The sequence below is a fragment of the Polynucleobacter corsicus genome, assembly GCF_018688255.1.
In the GTDB taxonomy this organism is placed as follows: Bacteria; Pseudomonadota; Gammaproteobacteria; order Burkholderiales; family Burkholderiaceae; genus Polynucleobacter; species Polynucleobacter corsicus.
Map to the genome: position 1 here is coordinate 1,859,265 of NZ_CP061314.1, position 20,488 is coordinate 1,879,752.

The 20,488-nt window shown below is 46.8% G+C and carries 20 protein-coding genes and 1 tRNA gene; 16 read left to right on the top strand and 5 right to left on the bottom strand.

Annotated elements, in window-relative coordinates; all coding sequences use genetic code 11:
- The first annotated feature begins 3 nt into the window (after positions 1-3).
- Both C2747_RS09535 and queF read left to right on the top strand, forming a co-directional pair.
- Positions 4-912, top strand: a complete 909-nt coding sequence (locus C2747_RS09535) for a 5'-nucleotidase (RefSeq protein WP_215331576.1) — start codon at positions 4-6, stop codon at positions 910-912.
- Complete coding sequence (queF, locus tag C2747_RS09540) at positions 912-1,739, top strand: NADPH-dependent 7-cyano-7-deazaguanine reductase QueF (protein WP_215331578.1); 828 nt, start codon at positions 912-914, stop codon at positions 1,737-1,739. Before C2747_RS09535 ends, queF begins: the two co-directional genes overlap by 1 nt.
- A 73-nt stretch (positions 1,740-1,812) precedes the next feature.
- Here queF and ssb read toward each other — a convergent pair whose 3' ends face one another.
- Positions 1,813-2,268: a single-stranded DNA-binding protein gene (gene ssb, locus C2747_RS09545; protein ID WP_046330869.1), complete on the bottom strand. Its 456-nt coding sequence runs from the start codon at positions 2,266-2,268 to the stop codon at positions 1,813-1,815.
- Positions 2,269-2,349: 81 nt separating this feature from the next.
- A complete protein-coding gene (locus C2747_RS09550; RefSeq protein ID WP_215331579.1) occupies positions 2,350-3,534 on the bottom strand; it encodes an MFS transporter in 1,185 nt (394 codons plus the stop codon).
- Between the two features lie 37 nt (positions 3,535-3,571).
- Here C2747_RS09550 and uvrA point away from each other — a divergent pair, with 37 nt between their 5' ends.
- Positions 3,572-6,463: an excinuclease ABC subunit UvrA gene (uvrA, locus tag C2747_RS09555; protein ID WP_215331580.1), complete on the top strand. Its 2,892-nt coding sequence runs from the start codon at positions 3,572-3,574 to the stop codon at positions 6,461-6,463.
- 22 nt (positions 6,464-6,485) lie between these two features.
- Here the strand turns inward: uvrA and C2747_RS09560 are convergent, their stop codons facing one another.
- On the bottom strand, positions 6,486-8,465 hold the full coding sequence (locus C2747_RS09560; protein ID WP_215331581.1) for a monovalent cation:proton antiporter family protein: 1,980 nt from the start codon (positions 8,463-8,465) through the stop codon (positions 6,486-6,488).
- Positions 8,466-8,476: 11 nt separating this feature from the next.
- Here C2747_RS09560 and C2747_RS09565 point away from each other — a divergent pair, with 11 nt between their 5' ends.
- The 9 genes from C2747_RS09565 (at position 8,477) to rapZ (ending at position 14,934) form a co-directional block, all read left to right on the top strand.
- The gene (locus tag C2747_RS09565) at positions 8,477-9,469 is read left to right on the top strand and encodes a KpsF/GutQ family sugar-phosphate isomerase (protein ID WP_215331582.1); all 993 of its coding nucleotides are present in this window, start codon (positions 8,477-8,479) and stop codon (positions 9,467-9,469) included.
- A gap of 37 nt (positions 9,470-9,506) precedes the next feature.
- Positions 9,507-10,079 (top strand): KdsC family phosphatase, encoded by a 573-nt coding sequence (locus tag C2747_RS09570; RefSeq protein WP_215331583.1) that lies wholly within the window; start codon positions 9,507-9,509, stop codon positions 10,077-10,079.
- Between the two features lie 12 nt (positions 10,080-10,091).
- A complete protein-coding gene (gene lptC, locus C2747_RS09575) occupies positions 10,092-10,736 on the top strand; it encodes an LPS export ABC transporter periplasmic protein LptC (RefSeq protein WP_215331584.1) in 645 nt (214 codons plus the stop codon).
- Positions 10,733-11,284: a lipopolysaccharide transport periplasmic protein LptA gene (lptA, locus tag C2747_RS09580; protein WP_215331585.1), complete on the top strand. Its 552-nt coding sequence runs from the start codon at positions 10,733-10,735 to the stop codon at positions 11,282-11,284. Before lptC ends, lptA begins: the two co-directional genes overlap by 4 nt.
- The gene (gene lptB / locus C2747_RS09585; RefSeq protein WP_215331586.1) at positions 11,281-12,048 is read left to right on the top strand and encodes an LPS export ABC transporter ATP-binding protein; all 768 of its coding nucleotides are present in this window, start codon (positions 11,281-11,283) and stop codon (positions 12,046-12,048) included. Before lptA ends, lptB begins: the two co-directional genes overlap by 4 nt.
- A 192-nt stretch (positions 12,049-12,240) precedes the next feature.
- Positions 12,241-12,564 carry a ribosome hibernation-promoting factor, HPF/YfiA family gene (hpf, locus tag C2747_RS09590; protein WP_215308501.1) on the top strand — a complete coding sequence of 108 codons (324 nt, stop codon included), beginning with the start codon at positions 12,241-12,243 and terminating at the stop codon, positions 12,562-12,564.
- Positions 12,565-12,597: 33 nt separating this feature from the next.
- Positions 12,598-13,056, top strand: a complete 459-nt coding sequence (locus C2747_RS09595) for a PTS sugar transporter subunit IIA (RefSeq protein ID WP_215331587.1) — start codon at positions 12,598-12,600, stop codon at positions 13,054-13,056.
- Positions 13,053-14,042 (top strand): HPr(Ser) kinase/phosphatase, encoded by a 990-nt coding sequence (hprK, locus tag C2747_RS09600; protein WP_215331588.1) that lies wholly within the window; start codon positions 13,053-13,055, stop codon positions 14,040-14,042. The genes C2747_RS09595 and hprK overlap by 4 nt, the downstream gene beginning before the upstream one ends.
- 1 nt (position 14,043) lies before the next feature.
- Positions 14,044-14,934 carry an RNase adapter RapZ gene (gene rapZ / locus C2747_RS09605; RefSeq protein WP_215331589.1) on the top strand — a complete coding sequence of 297 codons (891 nt, stop codon included), beginning with the start codon at positions 14,044-14,046 and terminating at the stop codon, positions 14,932-14,934.
- Here the strand turns inward: rapZ and mutY are convergent.
- Both mutY and mutM read right to left on the bottom strand, forming a co-directional pair.
- Positions 14,879-16,039, bottom strand: coding sequence for an A/G-specific adenine glycosylase (gene mutY / locus C2747_RS09610; protein ID WP_215331590.1), 1,161 nt, complete (start codon positions 16,037-16,039; stop codon positions 14,879-14,881). The two genes, rapZ and mutY, sit on opposite strands and share 56 nt — an antisense overlap.
- Positions 16,024-16,860, bottom strand: a complete 837-nt coding sequence (gene mutM / locus C2747_RS09615; RefSeq protein ID WP_215331591.1) for a bifunctional DNA-formamidopyrimidine glycosylase/DNA-(apurinic or apyrimidinic site) lyase — start codon at positions 16,858-16,860, stop codon at positions 16,024-16,026. The genes mutY and mutM overlap by 16 nt, the downstream gene beginning before the upstream one ends.
- A 35-nt stretch (positions 16,861-16,895) precedes the next feature.
- Between mutM and C2747_RS09620 the strand changes: the two genes are divergently transcribed.
- The 4 genes from C2747_RS09620 to C2747_RS09635 all read left to right on the top strand — a co-directional run bounded on the left by C2747_RS09620 (position 16,896) and on the right by C2747_RS09635 (position 20,379).
- Positions 16,896-18,383, top strand: a complete 1,488-nt coding sequence (locus C2747_RS09620; protein ID WP_215331592.1) for a lipoprotein insertase outer membrane protein LolB — start codon at positions 16,896-16,898, stop codon at positions 18,381-18,383.
- A 10-nt stretch (positions 18,384-18,393) separates the two neighbouring features.
- Positions 18,394-19,266, top strand: a complete 873-nt coding sequence (gene ispE, locus C2747_RS09625) for a 4-(cytidine 5'-diphospho)-2-C-methyl-D-erythritol kinase (RefSeq protein ID WP_215331593.1) — start codon at positions 18,394-18,396, stop codon at positions 19,264-19,266.
- 5 nt (positions 19,267-19,271) lie between these two features.
- Positions 19,272-19,348: transfer RNA gene (locus C2747_RS09630), tRNA-Gln, on the top strand.
- 74 nt (positions 19,349-19,422) lie between these two features.
- The gene (locus C2747_RS09635) at positions 19,423-20,379 is read left to right on the top strand and encodes a ribose-phosphate pyrophosphokinase (protein ID WP_215333159.1); all 957 of its coding nucleotides are present in this window, start codon (positions 19,423-19,425) and stop codon (positions 20,377-20,379) included.
- Positions 20,380-20,488 lie beyond the last annotated feature (109 nt).

Consider the following 20,488-nt stretch of genomic DNA (forward strand, 5'->3'; position numbering starts at 1 on the left):
TTAATGTCATACACACTTACCGGAAAACTCGTTGTGGCGATTTCATCGCGCGCACTATTTGATTTCGAGGAAGAGAATCGCATCTTCGAATCTACTGATGACAGCGCCTACATGAAGCTGCAATTAGAGCGCCTATCTGAGGCTGCTCAAACAGGCGTTGCTTTTCCATTGGTAAAGAAGTTATTAGCTTTTAATGAAGAAGGTGAGCAACGTGTCGAGGTGGTGATTCTCTCTCGCAATGACCCGGTGAGTGGCTTACGCGTATTCCGTTCGGCCGAACACCATGGCCTTCATTTAGAGCGCGGTGTATTCACCAGAGGACGCCCACCCTATCACTACTTGCGTTCCTTACATGCCAACCTCTTTCTCTCTGCGAATGAAGATGATGTGCGTGCCACGATTGATGCAGGCTTTCCTGCAGCTCGCGTCTATCCAGAATCCAGTAAGACTGCAGAGTCTCACCCTAATGAAATTCGCATCGCATTTGACGGAGATGCCGTTCTCTTTTCTGATGAAGCTGAGCAAGTATTTCAGAGCGAAGGCTTGGTAGCCTTTGTTGATCATGAAAGCAAAAAAGCTGCTATCCCCCTGCCACCCGGCCCATTCAAACCTTTGCTAGAAGCACTCCATCGTTTGCAACGCACGACTAGCGAGAAGGGGATGCGCATTCGTACTGCCTTGGTAACGGCCCGCTCAGCGCCTGCACATGAACGCGCTATTCGCACCCTGATGGCCTGGGGTGTTGATGTTGATGAAGCCATGTTCCTGGGTGGACTTTCTAAAAGCGAATTCCTTCGCGAGTTCGAGCCAGACTTTTTCTTCGATGACCAAACCGGTCACTGCCAATCTGCTGCTTCAGTAGCGCCGACTGGTCACGTGGTATCTGGTGTCTCTAATAAGCCTAAAAACTAATGTCGATACTTACACTTGGTCAAGCAACGCCATATCCCGATCAATATGATCCGAGCTTGCTATTCCCCATTGCTCGCTCCGAGAATCGCCTCAAACTCGACATCAAACCAAATCAAGCACTACCTTTTGTAGGAGTCGATATTTGGAATGCTTTTGAGCTTAGCTGGCTCAATAAAAAAGGTAAACCTCAGATTGCTTTAGCAGAGTTTCAGGTGCCAGCCGATTCGCCGAACATGATTGAGTCCAAATCATTCAAGCTCTACCTCAATAGCTTCAATAGCGCCCGCTTTGAAGATGAAGCAGAAGTTCGTGAACAATTGATCACAGATTTATCAGCTGTCGCAGGCAGCAAGATTGCTACCCGCATTAATCCAACTGAAACGATTGCCAAGAAAGGAATGCAGGAGATGAGTGGCGTGCTGATGGACCGCCTTGATATCGAGATCGATCCAAGCTTATCTGCAGACCCAGCCTTGCTAGAAGTGAATGAATCTTTTGGGCCAATCGAGCAATGCCTGGTTTCCCATTTACTCAAATCTAATTGCCCGGTGACTGGTCAACCAGATTGGGCTAGTGTGCAAATTCGTTACCAAGGTCGACCTATTTTGGAAGAAGGTCTATTACGCTACATCATCGGCTTTAGGCAATTAGGCGAGTTTCATGAGCATTGTGTCGAGACGATCTTCACGGATATCAAACGCCAGTGCAAACCAGAAAAACTTTCTGTCTACGCACGCTACACCCGACGTGGTGGCCTGGACATTAACCCCTTCCGCACTGATCACAATGCGCCTTGGCCCGAAAATACTCGTCATGCAAGGCAATAAGAAAATTAGCGGTTAAATAAAAAGCCCTTCTTGAAGGGCTTTTTATCTTGGGCAAAACGAATTAACGCAATCCTTAAAACGGAATATCGTCATCCATGGCGCCAAGGGATGCTGCATTGGAAGATGCTGGTGCAGAGTTCTCAACCGGCTTTGAGCGGCTATAGCTTTCACCACCATCACCACTGCCGCCTACTGGCTTGCCACCCAGCATTTGCATTGTTTCCGCAACAATCTCAGTGGAGTATTTTTCTTGGCCACTAGCATCAGTCCATTTACGCGTGCGTAAACGACCTTCTACATAAACCTGTGAACCTTTTTTGAGATATTGACCAGCGATCTCTGCAAGTTTTCCAAAGAACGCAACACGATGCCATTCTGTGGTTTCTTTCATTTCGCCAGACTGCTTATCTTTATAACGATCTGATGTCGCTACTGAAATATTCGTTACTGCGTCGCCGCTTGGCATATAACGCGTTTCTGGATCACGTCCTACGTTACCTACGATGATGACCTTATTGACTGAAGCCATGTTGTCTCCCGAAGAAAAATAATACGATTAATAAAATCTAAAATGTAGCTAAAAAAATAAATGGAATCAGTAAAGCTACAACTATGCCTTTGCAGTTAAATCCTTTGCATCCACTACTTTTGCAGGTAATTCGCGCATCGACCAAGCAATTATAAGCCAGCACAAAAGCAATGCTGCGCCCATAACAAAGACCGATAAATTACCATGGGCATCCATTAACCAACCCCCAATAGCGGCTCCTGCAAAGAGGCCAATCGATTGGGTGGTGTTGTAAACACCCAAAGCAGTTCCCTTGGATTCTTTTGCATAACGAGTTACCAATGAGGGTTGCAGGGCCTCCAGCAGGTTAAAGCCCACAAAGTAAACCAGCAATGCTACTGCAATCAAGGTTACGGATGAGGCTTGAGTAAAGATGATTTCAGCAATAATCAGAAGTACGATCGCTATTAATAAAACAAGTCGTATGCGTTGTTTTTTCTCACCGTATATTAAGAGTGGAACCATAAATACAAAAGAGAGCAAGACGACAGAGAGATAAACCTGCCAGTGTGCACTCAGTGGAAATCCCGCTTGCTCTAATAGGCGCGGCACTACTAAAAACATAGCCACTTGGGTGGCGTTTAAAACAAACACCCCCACATTGAGGCGCATGAGCTCTGGGCGCAGAAATACCTGCTTCAGTGAATCTTGCTGTGCATAAACTTCAGGCTTGTTATTTGGCAATACAAAATAAGCTACTAACATCGCTATAGCGCCTAAGATTGCCAATACCAAAAACATCCCGCTTAAGCTAATCATGCGATAAAGCGGGGCAGCAACAACCAGCGAAACAGCAAACGATAATGAAATACTTACGCCGACCAAGGCCATGGCTTGACTGCGCACTTGCTCCCGAGTGAGGTCAGCAACCCAAGCAGAGACTGCTGCAGAAATTGCTCCAGCGCCCATAATGCCCCTCCCAATGGCGATCCAAAGCAAATCGTCCTTTGCTGCGCAAATCAATGCTCCAGCAACAAATAAGGACAGACCCCATAAAACGACTTTTTTTCGACCGATTCGATCAGAAAGCCTACCCAAGGGAATATGGAAGCAGGCTTGAACAATATTGAAAATGCCCAGTGTTAACCCTATTAGGAATGCTTGGTCGCCTCCAGGCAAGTCTTTGGCATGGATGCTAAATACAGGCAAAAGCAGAAAAAGGCCTAGCATTCGGAGGCCAAAGATGCCTGCCAAGGCTAAAGCGGAGCGAAGTTCAGAAGGATTCATGGGAAAGAGCTATATTAACAAGTTACGCTAAAAAATCATGAATAACGAAATCAAGATCCGCGGTGCCCGCACCCATAACCTCAAAAACATCAATCTAGATATCCCTAGAGAGAAATTAGTCGTTTTGACTGGCCTATCTGGCTCAGGAAAAAGCTCATTGGCTTTTGACACCCTGTATGCCGAAGGTCAGCGTCGCTATGTAGAGTCCTTATCTGCTTATGCCCGTCAATTCTTGCAGCTGATGGAGAAGCCTGATGTCGATACGATTGAAGGCCTATCACCGGCAATCTCGATTGAGCAAAAAGCGACCAGCCATAATCCCCGCTCGACTGTGGGTACGGTTACAGAAATTCATGATTACCTACGCTTGCTGTTTGCACGCGCTGGAACCCCGCATTGCCCAGACCACGATCTGCCATTAGAAGCGCAAAGCGTTTCTCAAATGGTTGATACCGTATTAGCTATGCCTGAAGACACTAAGCTTATGATCTTGGCTCCCGTGGTGAGTGAGCGTAAGGGTGAGTTCGTAGACTTATTTCAAGATCTCCAAGCACAAGGCTTTGTTCGCTTTCGTGTGCGCTCAGGTGGTGGCACAACTAATACTGCTAAAGCAGAGATCTTTGAAGTGGATCAATTGCCAGCATTAAAGAAGAACGATAAGCATTCAATTGAAGTGGTCGTAGATCGTATTAAAGTGCGTCCTGATATTCAGCAGCGTGTAGCAGAATCTTTTGAAACTGCTCTCCGACTTGCTGATGGCAAAGCCATGATTGTCGACATGGATACCGGCAAGGAAATGATTTTCTCCAGCAAGTTTGCCTGCCCAATTTGCTCCTATTCATTGCAAGAACTTGAGCCACGACTCTTTTCTTTTAATAATCCGATGGGCGCATGTCCTTCTTGTGATGGTCTAGGCCATCAATCCTTCTTTGATCCTAAGCGCATTGTTGCCCACCCAGACTTATCGCTGGCCTCTGGTGCAATTAAAGGTTGGGATCGTCGTAATCAGTTTTATTTCAAGCTCTTACAAACACTGGCCAAGCATGGCGGGTTTGATGTCGAGAAACCTTTTGAGACTCTCAATAAGAAACAGCAAGATCTGATTTTATTAGGCTCGGGTGATGTCACCATTCCTTTTGAATACATCAATGAGCGCGGCAAAAATAGTACTCGTGAGCATGCTTTTGAGGGCATTGTTGCTAATTTTGAGCGTCGCTATCGTGAGACCGACTCGGCAACCGTTCGAGAAGAATTATCACGCTATCAAAATGTACAGACCTGCCCTTCATGTAGTGGCAGTCGCTTGCGCAAAGAAGCGCGTTTTGTCAAAGTCGGTGATGGTAAGCAGTCACGCGCGATTTATCAAATCAGCGCCCTTCCTTTAAAGGAAGCTAAAGAATATTTTGAAGCACTCGAACTCAAAGGCGCTAAACGAGAAATCGCTGACAAGATTGTGAAAGAAATTGGTTCACGTCTACGATTCCTAAACGATGTCGGCTTAGACTACTTATCACTAGAGCGTAGCGCAGACACACTCTCTGGTGGTGAAGCGCAGCGCATCCGCTTGGCATCACAGATTGGCTCTGGTCTCACAGGAGTCATGTACGTATTGGATGAACCTTCTATTGGTTTGCATCAACGTGATAACGATCGTCTTATCGGCACCTTGAAGCATTTACGCGACCTCGGCAATAGCGTGCTGGTAGTTGAACATGATGAAGATATGATTCGCGCCTCTGACTACGTCATTGATATTGGTCCTGGTGCGGGCGTACATGGTGGCGAAGTCGTAGCCGAAGGGACTCCTGCAGAAGTAGAGGCCAATCCTAAATCTCTCACAGGCGCCTACTTATCTGGTCGGGAGTGGATCGCCGTTCCTGAAAAACGTATCCCAGTAAATGACAAGTTCTTAGAAATCATCGGTGCACGTGGCAACAACTTGCAATCCGTTCACGCCAAGATTCCTGTCGGCTTATTAACCTGCGTCACTGGCGTATCTGGCTCAGGTAAATCCACCCTCATCAACGACACCTTGCACCATGCAGTTGCACATCATATCTACGGCTCCAATGCAGAGCCAGCAGCGCATGATGCGATAAAAGGCTTGGAGCACTTTGACAAGGTCATCAGCGTAGATCAATCCCCGATTGGTAGAACCCCACGCTCAAACCCAGCCACTTACACTGGATTATTCACGCCTATCAGAGAACTCTTTTGTGGCGTACCCGCTGCACGCGAACGCGGCTATGAAGCAGGACGTTTTTCTTTCAACGTCAAGGGTGGTCGTTGTGATGCCTGCGAAGGTGATGGCGTTATTAAAGTAGAAATGCATTTCTTACCGGACGTATATGTTCCTTGCGATGTCTGTCACGGTAAACGCTACAACCGTGAAACTTTAGACATTCGTTACAAAGGCAAGAATATCCATGAAGTGCTGTCGATGACCATCGAACAAGCCCATGAATTCTTTGAAGCTGTTCCAATCGTCAAACGAAAACTCAAAACCTTACTCGATGTGGGTTTAGGTTATGTGAAATTAGGTCAAAGCGCCACAACTTTGTCTGGTGGCGAGGCGCAACGCGTCAAACTTTCTTTAGAGCTTTCTAAACGCGATACCGGTAGAACGCTCTACATCTTGGATGAGCCAACTACAGGCTTGCATTTCCATGACATTCAGTTATTACTGACTGTTCTTCAGACCCTCAAGAAACAAGGCAACACGATCGTCATCATTGAACACAACTTAGATGTGATCAAAACTGCTGATTGGATTATTGACTTAGGACCTAAAGGTGGTGCAGGTGGTGGGCAGATTATTGCTACTGGAACGCCCGAGGAAGTGGCGAAGAATGCGGCTAGCTTTACTGGGCATTACTTAGCGCCGCTATTGATTCGCAAACAACCCGTTGCAGCTAAAAAGAAAAAGTAATTTCATCGGAGTGCATTTGTCATCAGAGCAATTTGGATTCGGCTAAATCAGTCGCTTCTGAATTGCCTGAAAGCACCAAGATGTCGTTGGCTTGTAAACGCAAGTCGGGGGTGAGCTCTAATTTGACGTAGTCAGAGCCACCCACTTTTCGCCTCACTGCCTGCACGCTCACACCTTCATTTTCAAGATGCAACTCTTCAAGCGTCTGCCCAATACTGGCTGACTCAGGCAACAAAGTAACTGAGTGTAAGCGCCATGATTCCTTAGTATCCACCTCATCATTCACGCCACGGAAGTAGCCGCGCAACAGGCTATAACGAGCTTCACGGGCGCCAGTAATGCGACGCACCACCTTACGCATAGGTACACCCATGATCAGTAAGACATGGGACGCCATCATCAAGCTACCTTCAATCAACTCCGGCACCACCTCGGTCGCACCAGCTGCTTGTAATTTAGCTAAGTCTGCATCGTCTTTTGTGCGCACCAATACTGTCATACCAGGACGCAGGTGCTCGACTTGATGTAACACTTTGAAACTAGCCGGCGTGTCCGCATAAGTAATCACCACGGCCTTTGCTCTTGACAGGCCAGCTGCAACCAAATAATTTTCTCGACTAGCATCGCCATAGACCACGTTATCTCCAGCAGCGGCAGCCTCATTCACGCGATCAGGGTCCATGTCTAATGCAATGTAAGGGATTTTTTCTTGATCGAGCATGCGGGCTAAGCTTTGACCTGAGCGACCAAAACCACAAATGACCACATGATTTTCTGTGCGGACACTTTTTGCTGCTACACGTGTCAGTGCCAGCGATTGCAATAGCCACTCATTGCTAGAAAAACGCATCGCAATGCGATCACTATATTGAATTAAGAAAGGTGCACCAAACATCGACAGTAACATTGCTGCCAATACAGCCTGACTCAAGGCAGGATCAATTAAATCTAAACCATCAATTTGATTTAAGAGCACAAAACCGAATTCACCAGCCTGCGCCAAACACAGGCCCGTCCGAATAGAAATACCAGGACTTGAACCAAAGGCACGTGACAATAAAGCAATCAAGCCGAACTTAAAAATCAATGGGCCGATTAATAAGATTGAAACTAGCACCCACTGTTGATAAATCACTTCAAAATCTAATAGCATGCCAACAGTAATAAAGAAGAGGCCCAAGAGCACATCTTTGAAAGGCTTAACGTCTTCTTCCACCTGGTGGCGATAGGGCGTTTCGGCAATTAACATCCCTGCCAAGAAAGCCCCTAAGGCTAAAGATAAGCCAAAGTGTTCAGTTAGTCCCGCCATCCCCAAAACAATCAACAAGAGGTTGAGCATGAATAATTCTTGAGACCGCAATTTGGCAACTAAACCGAACCAACGACTCATCAAGGTTTGGCCGATAACAAAAATGAGTACCAGCGCTACCGTGATCTTGATCGATGCTGCAGTGAGCGCTAAAAATAGGTCTCCAGGATTCTTGCCGAGCGAAGGCAGCAAAATCAACAAGAAAACTACCGCTAAGTCCTGAAACAGCAAAATACCGATAATGTTGCGCCCATGCTCGGTTTCAATTTCAGAACGATCAGAAATGAGTTTGGTAACGATCGCTGTGGAGGACATCGCTAAAGCACCTCCCAGCGCAATAGCCGCCTGCCAGGAAATGGGGTAAATCCAGTTCATCAAGAGGCTGGCTGGGACTGCCAGGAGCATGGTCAAAATGACCTGACTGCCACCCAAGCCAAATACGATGGTCCGCATGGCCCGTAGCTTATGGAGGCTGAATTCCAGGCCAATGGAGAACATCAAGAAAACCACGCCAAATTCAGCTAAATACTTCACTGTGGCTGAATCGTTGGCTAAACCAAGGGCATGTGGCCCAATCAGGACGCCAATGGCAAGATAGCCCAAAATAGGGGGTAGCCCAAAATAGCGGAAAATAACTACTCCGGCTACTGCGGAGGCCAGCAAGATGAGAGTTAACTGAAGGACTGACGGCATATACTCACCCCATGATAGCTAAGACTCGTGACCGAACCCTAAAGCTTGCACGCGACACCCTCACGATTGAGGCTGCTGCACTGCACACCATGCGCGATCGCCTTGAAGGCGCTAATGCAGACGCCCTTGTATTGGCAGTTGATCTGCTCCATTCCTGCAAAGGCCGCATCGTCGTCTCTGGAATTGGTAAATCAGGGCATATTGCTCGCAAAATTGCAGCTACCTTTGCTTCTACAGGCTCCCCCGCTTTTTTTGTTCATCCTGCGGAAGCTAGCCATGGCGATCTAGGGATGGTGACCCGTGATGATGTCTTTGTTGCACTCTCTAATTCCGGTGAGACTGATGAACTACTCACCATCGTACCAATCGTCAAGCGCACTGGAGCAAAGCTGATTGCGCTGACTGGCGCGCCCAATTCCTCTTTGGCAAAGTTAGCGGATGCCCATTTAGATGCTAGCGTTGAAAAAGAAGCCTGTCCGCTGAACCTCGCCCCAACCAGCAGCACAACCGCAGCCCTCGCTATGGGTGATGCCCTAGCGGTTGCCCTTCTAGATGCGCGTGGCTTTCAGGCGGAAGATTTTCAGCGCTCACACCCAGGTGGTCGCTTAGGTCGCAAACAGCTAATGCATGTCAGTGAAGTCATGCGTAGTTTTGATGAAACCCCCAAAATTGCAATCTCCGCTTCCCTGCAAGATGCTTTACTCGAGATGACTGCGAAGCGCATGGGTATGGTGGTTACTTTAGATAATGCAAACAAAGTTGCCGGCATCTTTACAGATGGCGACTTACGGCGCTTACTTGAGAAAAGCACCAATTTAGATGGTCTCACTTTAGAAAAGGCGATTACCTCAGCACCGCGCACGATTCCGCCAGAGTTATTGGCAGAAGAGGCTATTGAGATGATGGAAAAGCATCGCATCAATCATTTGGTAGTCACCGATCCTGCAGGCGCATTACTTGGGGCACTCAACCTCCATGATTTATTTGCCGCCAAGGTTATTTAAGTTTTCTACTTTTTTAATTATTCATTTACCCGCTTATATGCCCACCGCCTTTCACGCTCACAACACCAACCCCCTAAGCCAATATCCACAGGCCTGGGATCGTGCTGGTGCTGTCAAGCTTCTCGTTTTAGATGTTGATGGCGTACTGACAAATGGCCAAGTATTTATTGGTGAAAGCGGCAAAGAATCCCTGAAGGCTTTTGATATTCAGGATGGCTTGGGAATTAAGTTATTGGAAAAAATAGGCATCCCGACAGCCATCATTACAGGGCGTAGCTCCAAAATGGTTTTGGCTCGTTGCGAAGAGCTCAGCATTAAACACGTACATATGGGTGTTGAAGATAAAGCCGATGCTTTAGAAAGCATCTTGCAATCGCTTGGACTGAAGTCATCCGACTGCGCCGTTATGGGCGATGACTGGCCTGATTTGCAAATGATGAAGTCTGCAGGCTTGAAGATATGTCCTGCGCAAGGGCATGACGCTGTGAAAGAAGTGGCTCACTTTGTCACCACTCGATCTGGCGGTAGTGGTGCGGTACGTGAAGTCTGCGATCTAATTTTAAAGGCGCAAAACCGCTATGAGGAATTACTTACTCAGGCGCGTGCTTAAGGTCACTTTGTAATGGAACTGAATACCCAAAAAATCAAACTGAGTATCTGGCGCACATCCTTACGCCTGATGCCTTTGATTCTGATGGGTACGCTCACTCTCGTCACGTTTTGGTTAGTTAAGAAAAATGCACCAGCAGAAAAGTCAGCAATTGAACGTGTGCGCCTTCATGAGCCTGACTACACTATTAGCAATGGCGCCTTATCTGCCCTCAATGAATCTGGTGATACTAAATATCGCGTACTTGGTAAGAAAGTCATTCACTACGACAATGACGCTTCAATCGATATTGAAACACCGCGCATACGCTTGTTCCCACCTGAAAAGTCACCGGTGACTGTCAAAGCAGACAAGGGTCATTTAGACGGCGACCTGACAATTTTGGATCTGATTGATAACGCCGAAATATTTAGGCCGCAACAGTCTGCTACAGCATCTGAGCCAGCAAGACCACGCATGCTTGCGCGCTCTTCTTATTTCAAAGTACTCATTAATGATGACATTATTAAAACGGATAAACCTATTACGCTAGAGCAAGGGGTTTCTGTGATGCACTCAAATGATGGTGGCGTATTTAACAACATCGAACAAAGCATGGTTTTATCTGGTCAAGTAAAGGGTCGTATCGAGCGCATACAACCTGGAGCGCAGCAATGAAACTATTGCGAAAATTGCCAATAGTGTTTGCGCTACTAGGAACTTGCCTTACCGCTCATGCTGAAAAAGCTGATCAAAACAAACCCATCATCCTGGAAGCAGAAAAAGTGTCTGTAAACGATGTACAACAGGTCTATGAGCTTGATGGTGAAGTGCTCTTAATCAAAGGCAGCATTTTGATTGCTGGCGCGAAGGGTGATATCAAAGTCGACCCCGAGGGTTATGAGTACGTTGATGTTCAGGGTAACTCTTCATCTACCGCCAGCTTTAGACAAAGACGCGAAGGGCCCGCTAATGAGTTTATGCAGGGTCGGGGCAAAGCGGTTACCTACAATGCAAAAACCGAGCTTCTCACACTGACTGGCGATGCCAGCTTGAAGCGTCTTCACAATATGCAAATGCTAGATCAATTACACGGCTGGAAAATTGACTACGATGATGTTCAGCAGCGCTATCAAGTCTTACCGCCTACTGATGCCAAAGCAGAAGACCTGCCACTAGCCAGAGCCATCCTTTCACCAAGAAGAAAAGCTACACTAGAGAGATGACCACGAATTCCAGTAGCACTCAAAAACCAGCAACTTTAAGCGCTCAGCACCTTCAAAAGCGCTATGGCTCTCGTACAGTAGTACGGGATGTGTCAGTCGAGGTTAAGTGCGGCGAAGTAGTAGGACTCTTAGGGCCAAATGGCGCTGGCAAAACAACCTCTTTCTACATGATTGTTGGCCTGGTTCCCTTGGATGGTGGGAACATTGTTTTAGACGGCACTGACATCACACATCTACCAATTCATGAACGGGCTCGCATGGGCTTGTCATACCTCCCACAAGAGGCTTCTGTTTTTAGAAAACTCAATGTGGCTGAAAATATTCAAGCCGTATTAGAGCTACAAGTGCAAGGTGGAAAACCGTTAAGTAAGGCCGATATAGCGCATCGGCTAGATGAGCTCTTGGGTGAGCTCCAAATCAGCCATCTGCGAGATAACCCCGCTCTTTCCCTATCTGGTGGCGAGCGTCGCCGTGTTGAGATTGCTAGAGCATTAGCCTCCCAGCCTAAGTTCATTTTGCTAGATGAGCCATTTGCTGGAGTTGACCCAATTGCGGTTGGAGAAATCCAGCGGATTGTGCGCTTTTTAAGAGACCGCCAAATTGGCGTACTTATCACCGACCATAACGTTCGAGAAACGTTGGGGATTTGTGATCATGCCTACATCATCAGCGAAGGTAGCGTTCTGGCTGAAGGCAAACCAGACCAAATTATCGAGAATGATGCCGTCAGACGAGTCTACTTAGGCGAAAACTTCCGCATGTAAATATTCGGCGCTTTTTCGGGTATTTACTAAATAAACATGATCTGCCCCTTGGTTTTCAGCAAAATCGCTGATACGCTGGAGGTTCATGAAGTTCATTTCCGCATAAACAAGTACAACATTACAGGGGCCTGCTGCGCACCCCGAATGATTATTTGCGCACGCATTTTGTTTTTCTATGAATAGGAGCTGCTGATGAATCTGAAAATTAATAGCCGTCATGTTGAAGTTACTCCAGCTATGCGTTCCCACCTCGAAGCTGGGTTAGAAAAAATTCGCAAACACTTTGATCACGTTTTAGATGCCACCGCATTTCTGATTGTTGATAACGCCAAAGAAAAAGATCTTCGTCAAGCAGCCGAGATCACCATTCATCTTAAAGGCAAAGAACTCTTTGCCGAAGCACATAACGCAGACCTCTACCATGCTATGGATGCAGTGGTTGATAAACTTGAGCGTCAAGTTGTGAAGCACAAAGAAAAAATTCAAGATCATCACCACGAAAAACATTTTGAGTAATCTCTAGCATCAGGACATCTATAATCTAGTGCTATGAATGCCCTGACCGATCTTTTCGCTTTAGACCGTATTGCCTTAAATAGTCCTTCTAAGAATAGGACTGAGACATTTGCGGCCGTAGGGCAACTATTTGCCAAACAAGCAGGTCTTGAAGCCGAGGCAATTGTTGGCTTTTTAAATGCACGCGAAGACTTAGGCTCTACCGCACTGGGCGCTGGCGTTGCCATCCCACACGGTCGGGTAAAGGGGCTAAAACAGCCGATTGCTGCATTCGTCAAACTAAAAGAGCCAATTGAATTTGCTGCGCCTGATGGTGAGGCCGTGTCCATCCTGATTTTTTTACTTGTTCCTGAAAAAGCAACTCAGCAACATTTAGAAATTCTGTCCTCGATTGCACAGCTCTTATCCGATCAGGATACTCGTAAGCTACTTGCGTCGGAGGGCAGTCCAGAGAAGGTTTGTGAAATCCTACAAACGTGGGGCTCAACTTGACTACTCAACCCCTACTCCTAGAAGGAGTGACCGCCCAGCAAATCTTTGATGACAATGTCTCCGATCTAAAGCTATCCTGGATCGGCGGTCTAGAAGGCGCGGACAGGCGATTTCCGCCAGAGGCTGTTAAAGCCGCTGCAGCCAGCTCAGACTTAGTAGGTCACTTAAATCTCATTCACCCAAGCCGTATTCAGATTTTTGGTGAACAGGAGATTAACTATCATGCCCAACTTGAAACACAGCAGCGAGAAGAACAGATCTTCGACCTCATTTCTAAAATGCCACCTTGCGTTGTTGTGGCTGACGGTAAAGCAGCTGATGCCGCCCTACAGCTTTTCTGCCAACGATCCTCCACCCCACTCTTTACAACAGCGATATCAGCTGCAGAGGTGATTGATCACCTTCGCACCTACCTCACTAAAATTGGCGCGCCCCAGATTACGATGCACGGCGTATTTATGGATATTCTGGGCTTGGGTGTTTTGATCATGGGTGAGTCTGGCTTAGGTAAAAGCGAATTGGGTTTAGAGCTGATTTCTCGGGGCCACGGCTTGGTGGCTGATGATGCGGTGGACTTTGCTCGACTAGGACCAGACTATATCGAGGGTCGCTGCCCTGTGATTCTGCGCAACCTCTTGGAAGTTCGTGGACTGGGCTTATTGGATATCCGCACCATCTTTGGTGAAACAGCCGTACGTCGAAAATTGAAATTACGTTTGATAGTGCAATTGGTTCGTCGCAACGATGGTGAGTTTGAGCGTCTACCCTTAGAAACCCAACATATTGATGTATTGGGTGTAGCAATTAGAACTGTCAAAATTCAAGTGGCTGCAGGTCGCAACTTAGCAGTTCTCGTAGAGGCTGCCGTACGCAATACAATTTTGCAACTACGAGGTATCGATACCTTAAAAGAATTCATGGAGCGCCAGCGTTTGCAAATGAATGCTGAAGCAGAGTCCTCAAAGTCACAAGGCCGCCTTATTTAATATGCAAATTAATCTGATTACCGGCATCTCTGGCTCAGGTAAATCAGTTGCACTGAGAGCATTTGAGGACGCGGGTTATGACTGTGTTGATAACCTTCCAGTCACCCTTCTAGAAAACCTTATCACTACGCTGGAAGGTGAAAAAAGTGAACGTGTTGCAGTGGCCATTGATGCACGTCGCGGTCAGTCGATTGCAGAGCTTCCGCAGATTTTAGAAAACCTGAGACGTAACCATCAGGTACGCATTGTTTTCCTCAATGCTGATACCAATACACTAATCCAGCGCTTCTCCGAAACCCGCAGGCGCCATCCGCTTTCTGGAAAAACTCAGCAAACCCAAGCTGCTACCCTCATCGAGGCTATTGATAAAGAGCGCAATCTCTTAGAGCCTCTGCGTGCTCAAGCACATAGTATTGATACTAGCAATCTACCTGCTCATGCCTTACGATCCTGGATCCAAGATCTTCTGAAAGATAAGCCACAAGGACTCACCGTTATTTTTGAATCTTTTGGATTTAAAAAAGGCTTACCTAGTGAAGCGGATCTCGTATTTGATGTTCGCTGCCTACCCAATCCACACTATGACAAAGTGTTACGCCCCATGTCTGGCAAAGATCAGCCGGTTCGCGAGTTCTTAGAAAAAATTCCTGAAGTCGTCAGTATGGAAAATGACATTATTCAATTTATTGAAAAATGGTTGCCTCACTACATCGCAGATGGTCGTAGTTACCTTACTGTCGCTATCGGCTGTACTGGCGGACAGCATCGCTCGGTTTATCTTGTGAGTCGCATCATTGCGCATTTTCTGCCACAAAAAGATTTGGCCACACTCCAGATTAATTTCTTAACTCGCCATCGCGAGCTAGATTCAATCCCTGCAAAAGCAGCTTAATTGGTTGGGGTAAGCCGTATTTTCCGAGCTGGCGCAAGGGAATCCACTTCAAGTCATCGCCGTCGAATTTCACACCTTCACTTGAGGTCACATGCCAAATCTGCATCCATAAACGACGATGCGTGAAGACATGTTTAATTTCAAGTCCCCGTTCAATTGAGTAAGTACTCTTTAAGGCGCTAGAGATCTTTTCATCTGGCAGCACCAGCTGAAATAATTCTTTCACAGTTAAATCAACTGAATTGTTGCTTGAAGGTTTGGAGTTTTTTTCTATAGGCCTCCAAGTAGATTCAGGCAAAGACCAAAGTCCGCCCCAGATAGCTTTATCTGGACGCCTTTGTAGCAACACTGAATCGCCATGTCTGAGCAACAGCATGTCGCAATTAAATTCAGGGGATTTTGCTTTGATGACTTTGCGCGGTAATAGTAAAACCTGATCACTGAGATTGGCTTGGCATTCTTTTTCGAATGGGCATTTCCTTGTCCCACTCAAACAGATAGGCTTTCGAGAAGTGCACCAGGTTGCCCCAAAATCCATCAAAGCCTGGGTATACACTGGCATATCCACAGCTTTTTTAGGGAGCAGTGTTTTAGCCAGTAGCCACAACTCGTCGTTTACTGCCTTTTCTTGGATGGCGCCACCTACACCAAATAGTCGCGCCAGAATTCGTTTGACGTTGGCATCCAGAATCGGTGCCCGCTCATGAAATGCAAATGCGGCTATAGCACCTGCTGTAGATCTACCAATGCCTTTGAGCTGTTCGAGCAACAATGGGTTATTGGGAAACTTACCCCCAAATTCTTCCATCACTTGCTTGGCACAAGCGTGAAGATTGCGAGCGCGCGTGTAATAGCCGAGCCCCGCCCATTCTGCCAAGACATCATCTAGTGGTGCGGCAGCCAATTTTTTTACCGTCGCAAAACGTTTCATAAAACGGGGATAGCGCTCTAAAACAGTAGCTACCTGAGTTTGTTGCAGCATGATTTCAGAGACCCACACAGCGTACGGATCTCGAATACTCTGCCATGGCAAGCCTTGGCGTCCGTCCTTGCCATGCCAAGCGATCAGCTTAGTAGCAAAGTGCTTGATCAACGCTTCTGACATTGGGGGCAAAAATAAGTAGATCGTTGACCTTGCACTATTTGTTTTATCGGTGCCTTGCATACCTTGCAAGGCTGATCTTTACGATCGTAGACCTTGGTTTGTACCATGAAGTGCCCTGGGTCACCCTCACTATTTACAAAGTCTTTCAAGGAGCTACCACCCGCAGCAATCGCTTTTTTCAAAATCAATCTCACTGCAGTAGCTAGCCTAGAGCATTGTGGACGCGTGAGTTTTCCAGCAGCTTTTGCCGGATGAATACCCGCCTCAAATAAACTTTCAGAACAATAGATATTGCCGACACCCACCACTGCTTGCCCTGCTAATAAAAATTGCTTCACAGCAACACTACGTTTGCGTGAGCACCGATACAGAACCTCAGTACCAAGCTCGCCCTCAAACTCTGGTGAAAAAGGCTCCACTCCTAATTTTTGTAAAAGCGCATTACTCTCAATTGGCCCCTTGGATTTTGAGTGCCATAAAATAGCGCCAAACTTTCGGGGGTCATGTAAACGCAAACTCAGCTTGCCAAACTCGAAAGTCACCCGATCATGTAGCTTGAGGGGGTCGCTACTAGGCAGGACCCGCAAGGTTCCGGTCATACCTAAATGCAACAATAGATAACCCGCATCAAACTCCATTAAAAGATACTTGCCGCGGCGTTCTATTCCCAAGACTTTTTGACCAGCAAGCAAGGTATTTAAATTACTCGGAACCGGCCAGCGCAAGCGACCATCGATAATTTTGACTGCGCTTACCCTAAGCCCCTCTAAATGGGGCTGGATACCCAATCGGGTAACTTCGACTTCTGGGAGTTCTGGCATAAATGGATTGTAGATTCGCGGATTAGAATGTGCTTATGACCAAATTTTTATTAAAGCCTTCATTAAGGGTCTTACTGCTTATAGCTGGACTCGGCCTTAGCCTATCCTCCAGCAGTGCCATCGCTAAATCCAGCAGCCTGGATAGCGGTCAAGCTGTATTTGAGGTCCTAGCCTCTGAAATCGCCCTGCAGCGCGGTGAAGCTGGATTGGCATACACAACCTATCTGGAGCTCGCTCGCCAGCTAGATGACCCCCGCTTGGCACAAAGGGCTATGGAGATCGCAATAACAGCAGGTGCGCCTGAACTTGCACTACAGGCAGCTCAAACTTGGGATGGTTTGGCTGGACCGAAACAAACTAAACCCAAAGAAGTGCTCGTCACCCTCTTAATTCTGAATCAACGCTGGTCAGATGCAGTCAAACCTGCCATCTCACTCTTGAGTCAACAAACACCAGCGCAACGTGAAAATACTTTGCTACAGATTCAGGCGCTACTAGCTAAAGCAAGCGATGAATCAGAAGCACTAAGAGCTTTCTATGAAATCGCTTCAACATTAAAGCCGGAACCAAAAGATCCAGGGCTTCTTTACACCTATGCCATGTCTGCTGAAAAATCGGGACATCTCGATGTAATGGAGAAAACGCTGCGCGAAATCTTGCGCAAAAATCCGAATGATGTAAACAGCTTAAATGCACTTGGTTACTCACTGGCTGATCGCAATCAGAAATTACCAGAAGCATTTAAGCTGATTAGTAAAGCACATCAACTCTCACCTAAAGATGGTTTTATATTAGACAGTCTTGGCTGGGTAAACTTTCGGATGGGTAAAAATGATCTCGCCTTAGATCAACTGCAACAAGCATTTAGCATGAAACCTGAAGCAGATATTGCCGCACACATTGGCGAAGTCTTATGGGCAATGAATCGCCCAGCGCAAGCAGAAGATATGTGGCGCACAGGTCAGCAATTAGATGCCAACAACCCAACTCTCAAAGAAACTTTGAAGCGCTTGAAACCTGATTGGTCGCTAGCAGATACTGCTCTCAAAGGCACATGGGACGGTCGCTTTGCGGTAAAAATTACGGGACTTACCGAAAGTAAAAATCAGGGTGGCTCAGGTGGATTTACATTGACTCAAGACGAACTGACCGACGTATTAGAAATTCGTAATCCAGTAGGTGGATCCATTGCAAAAATTACGATCAAACCTGGTGAGGCGATTCTAGAGCGCGATGGTCAATTAACCACAGCTATCGATGCTGACACTCTGATACAAAATACATTAGGACTGCCGCTACCTGCTCGCGGCTTATCAGACTGGTTGCGTGGGAAAACTCGTCCCGGCGGTAATGCCAGTGTTGAGCGAAATGCAAAAGGGCAAGTGAGCAAAATCACGCAAGATGGTTGGACCTTAAATTACAACTGGAATAATGCGCAGCGTTTAGAAAAACTCATGATGACTCGCAGCTCTAATATTGGCTCGATTGATATTCGCTTGGTGTTTGATAATCCAAATGAGTGAAGTGTGATTGATGAGTAAGACTTTAGAAATCTACTGTCCCGCAAAGCTCAATCTATTTCTACACATTGTTGGGCGTCGTGAAGATGGCTATCACCTACTCCAATCTGTCTTCCAGTTGATTGATTGGTGTGATGTCCTCACCTTAAAGCCCATTTCTGAAAATGAGATTCGTCGTATTGACCCTATTCCAGGCGTTCCCCCAGAACAAGATTTAGTAGTCCGCGCCGCCCAAGCCTTAAAAGATTTTTGCAAGACCAATCAGGGTGTTGAAATCGGCTTGAAAAAAATGATTCCCATGGGCGCAGGTCTGGGCGGTGGATCCTCTGATGCTGCATCCACACTCATAGGCCTGAACACCCTTTGGGATCTCCATCTTGATATCGCTACCTTGTGTCAGCTCGGCCTAAAACTAGGGGCAGACGTGCCATTTTTCATCTTTGGCCAAAATGCATTTGTTGAGGGTGTTGGAGAGAAATTACAGGCAATTTCCTTGGAAACCCAAGACTTTGTGGTGATCTTCCCTAACCAGGGGATTGCCACTGCTCAGATTTTTCAAGACCCTCAATTGACCCGCGATCATGCACCGATTACAATAGATGGCTTTCTTGCATCGCCAAGCTCATATCAGTCGAATGATTGTCAGGCAGTAGCGGTGCAGAAATGTCCTGAAGTGAAGCAAGCTTTAGATTGGATTTACGAGGCAGTGCCCAACTCGGCACCTTGTATGTCCGGCTCTGGAAGTAGCGTTTTTGCCGCCTTAGACCCTAAGACGGACACCGCAAATCTAGAAAATCTTCTGCAAAATCTTCCAAAAGGATGGATAGGTCGAATTGTTCGGGGGCTAAATAAAAATCCCGCTTACAATTTGATTTCTTCAGATTGACCTGTAGGGGAATCGCCAAGCTGGTTAAGGCACTGGATTTTGATTCCAGCATGCGAAGGTTCGAATCCTTCTTCCCCTGCCAAACTCTGTAGATACGACCAAAAAGACATCCATTCGACCTCTACCAAAACTCCAAAATCACCTATGTCCGCCCCAATGAACGCTGATTTACTGACTCTTTTCACAGGCAACGCAAATCCGGTTTTGGCCCATGCGGTAGCCAAAGAGCTCAATCTCCCTATGGGAAAAGCATTTGTTGGTCGATTTTCTGATGGTGAAATCCAGGTAGAAATTCAAGAAAACGTCCGCGGCAAGAACGTGGTCATTATCCAATCGACCTGCGCTCCAACGAACGATAGTTTGATGGAACTCATGATCATGATTGATGCACTTAAACGAGCATCAGCAAGCCGTATAACCGCAGTGATCCCTTACTTCGGTTACGCTAGACAAGACCGTCGTCCACGCTCTGCACGGGTTGCCATCTCCGCCAGAATCGTAGCAAACATGCTTCAATCTGTTGCTGGCATTGAGCGTGTTTTGACCATGGATCTTCATGCCGACCAAATTCAAGGCTTCTTTGATATCCCAGTAGATAACATCTACTCATCCCCTGTATTACTCGCTGACCTTCAGGCCCAGAAAACCCAAAAAGATCTCATCATTGTTTCTCCGGATATTGGCGGTGTAGTTCGCGCGCGCGCAATGGCAAAGCAATTGGGCACAGATTTAGCAATTATTGATAAACGCCGCCCTAGAGCAAACGTATCAGAGGTAATGCACTTAATCGGTGAAGTAGAGGGTCGCCACTGCGTCATCATGGATGACATTATTGATACTGGCGGGACCCTTTGCAAAGCTGCTGAGGCACTGAAAGAGCGTGGTGCTAAGGGCGTTACCGCTTACTGTACCCATGCAGTACTCTCTGGTGGTGCTGTAGCCCGTATTGCCGCCTCTAAGTTAGACGAATTGGTTGTTACTGACACCATTCCGTTGACTGCTGAAGCCTTGAAAGTGAGCAAAATCCGTCAATTGAGCGTTGCCTCCATCCTGGCTGAAACCCTTTCCCGCATTAGTAAGGGTGATTCAGTGATGTCAATGTTCGCCGAATAAGCCGAAAATAGCATTTAAACCCCAGTTTTAGGCAATATTGAGCCTTTTCTAGGCAAAAACTACGATTCCCAAGATATAATCAAAGGCTTTTCTGTTTGGTCGCGAACGG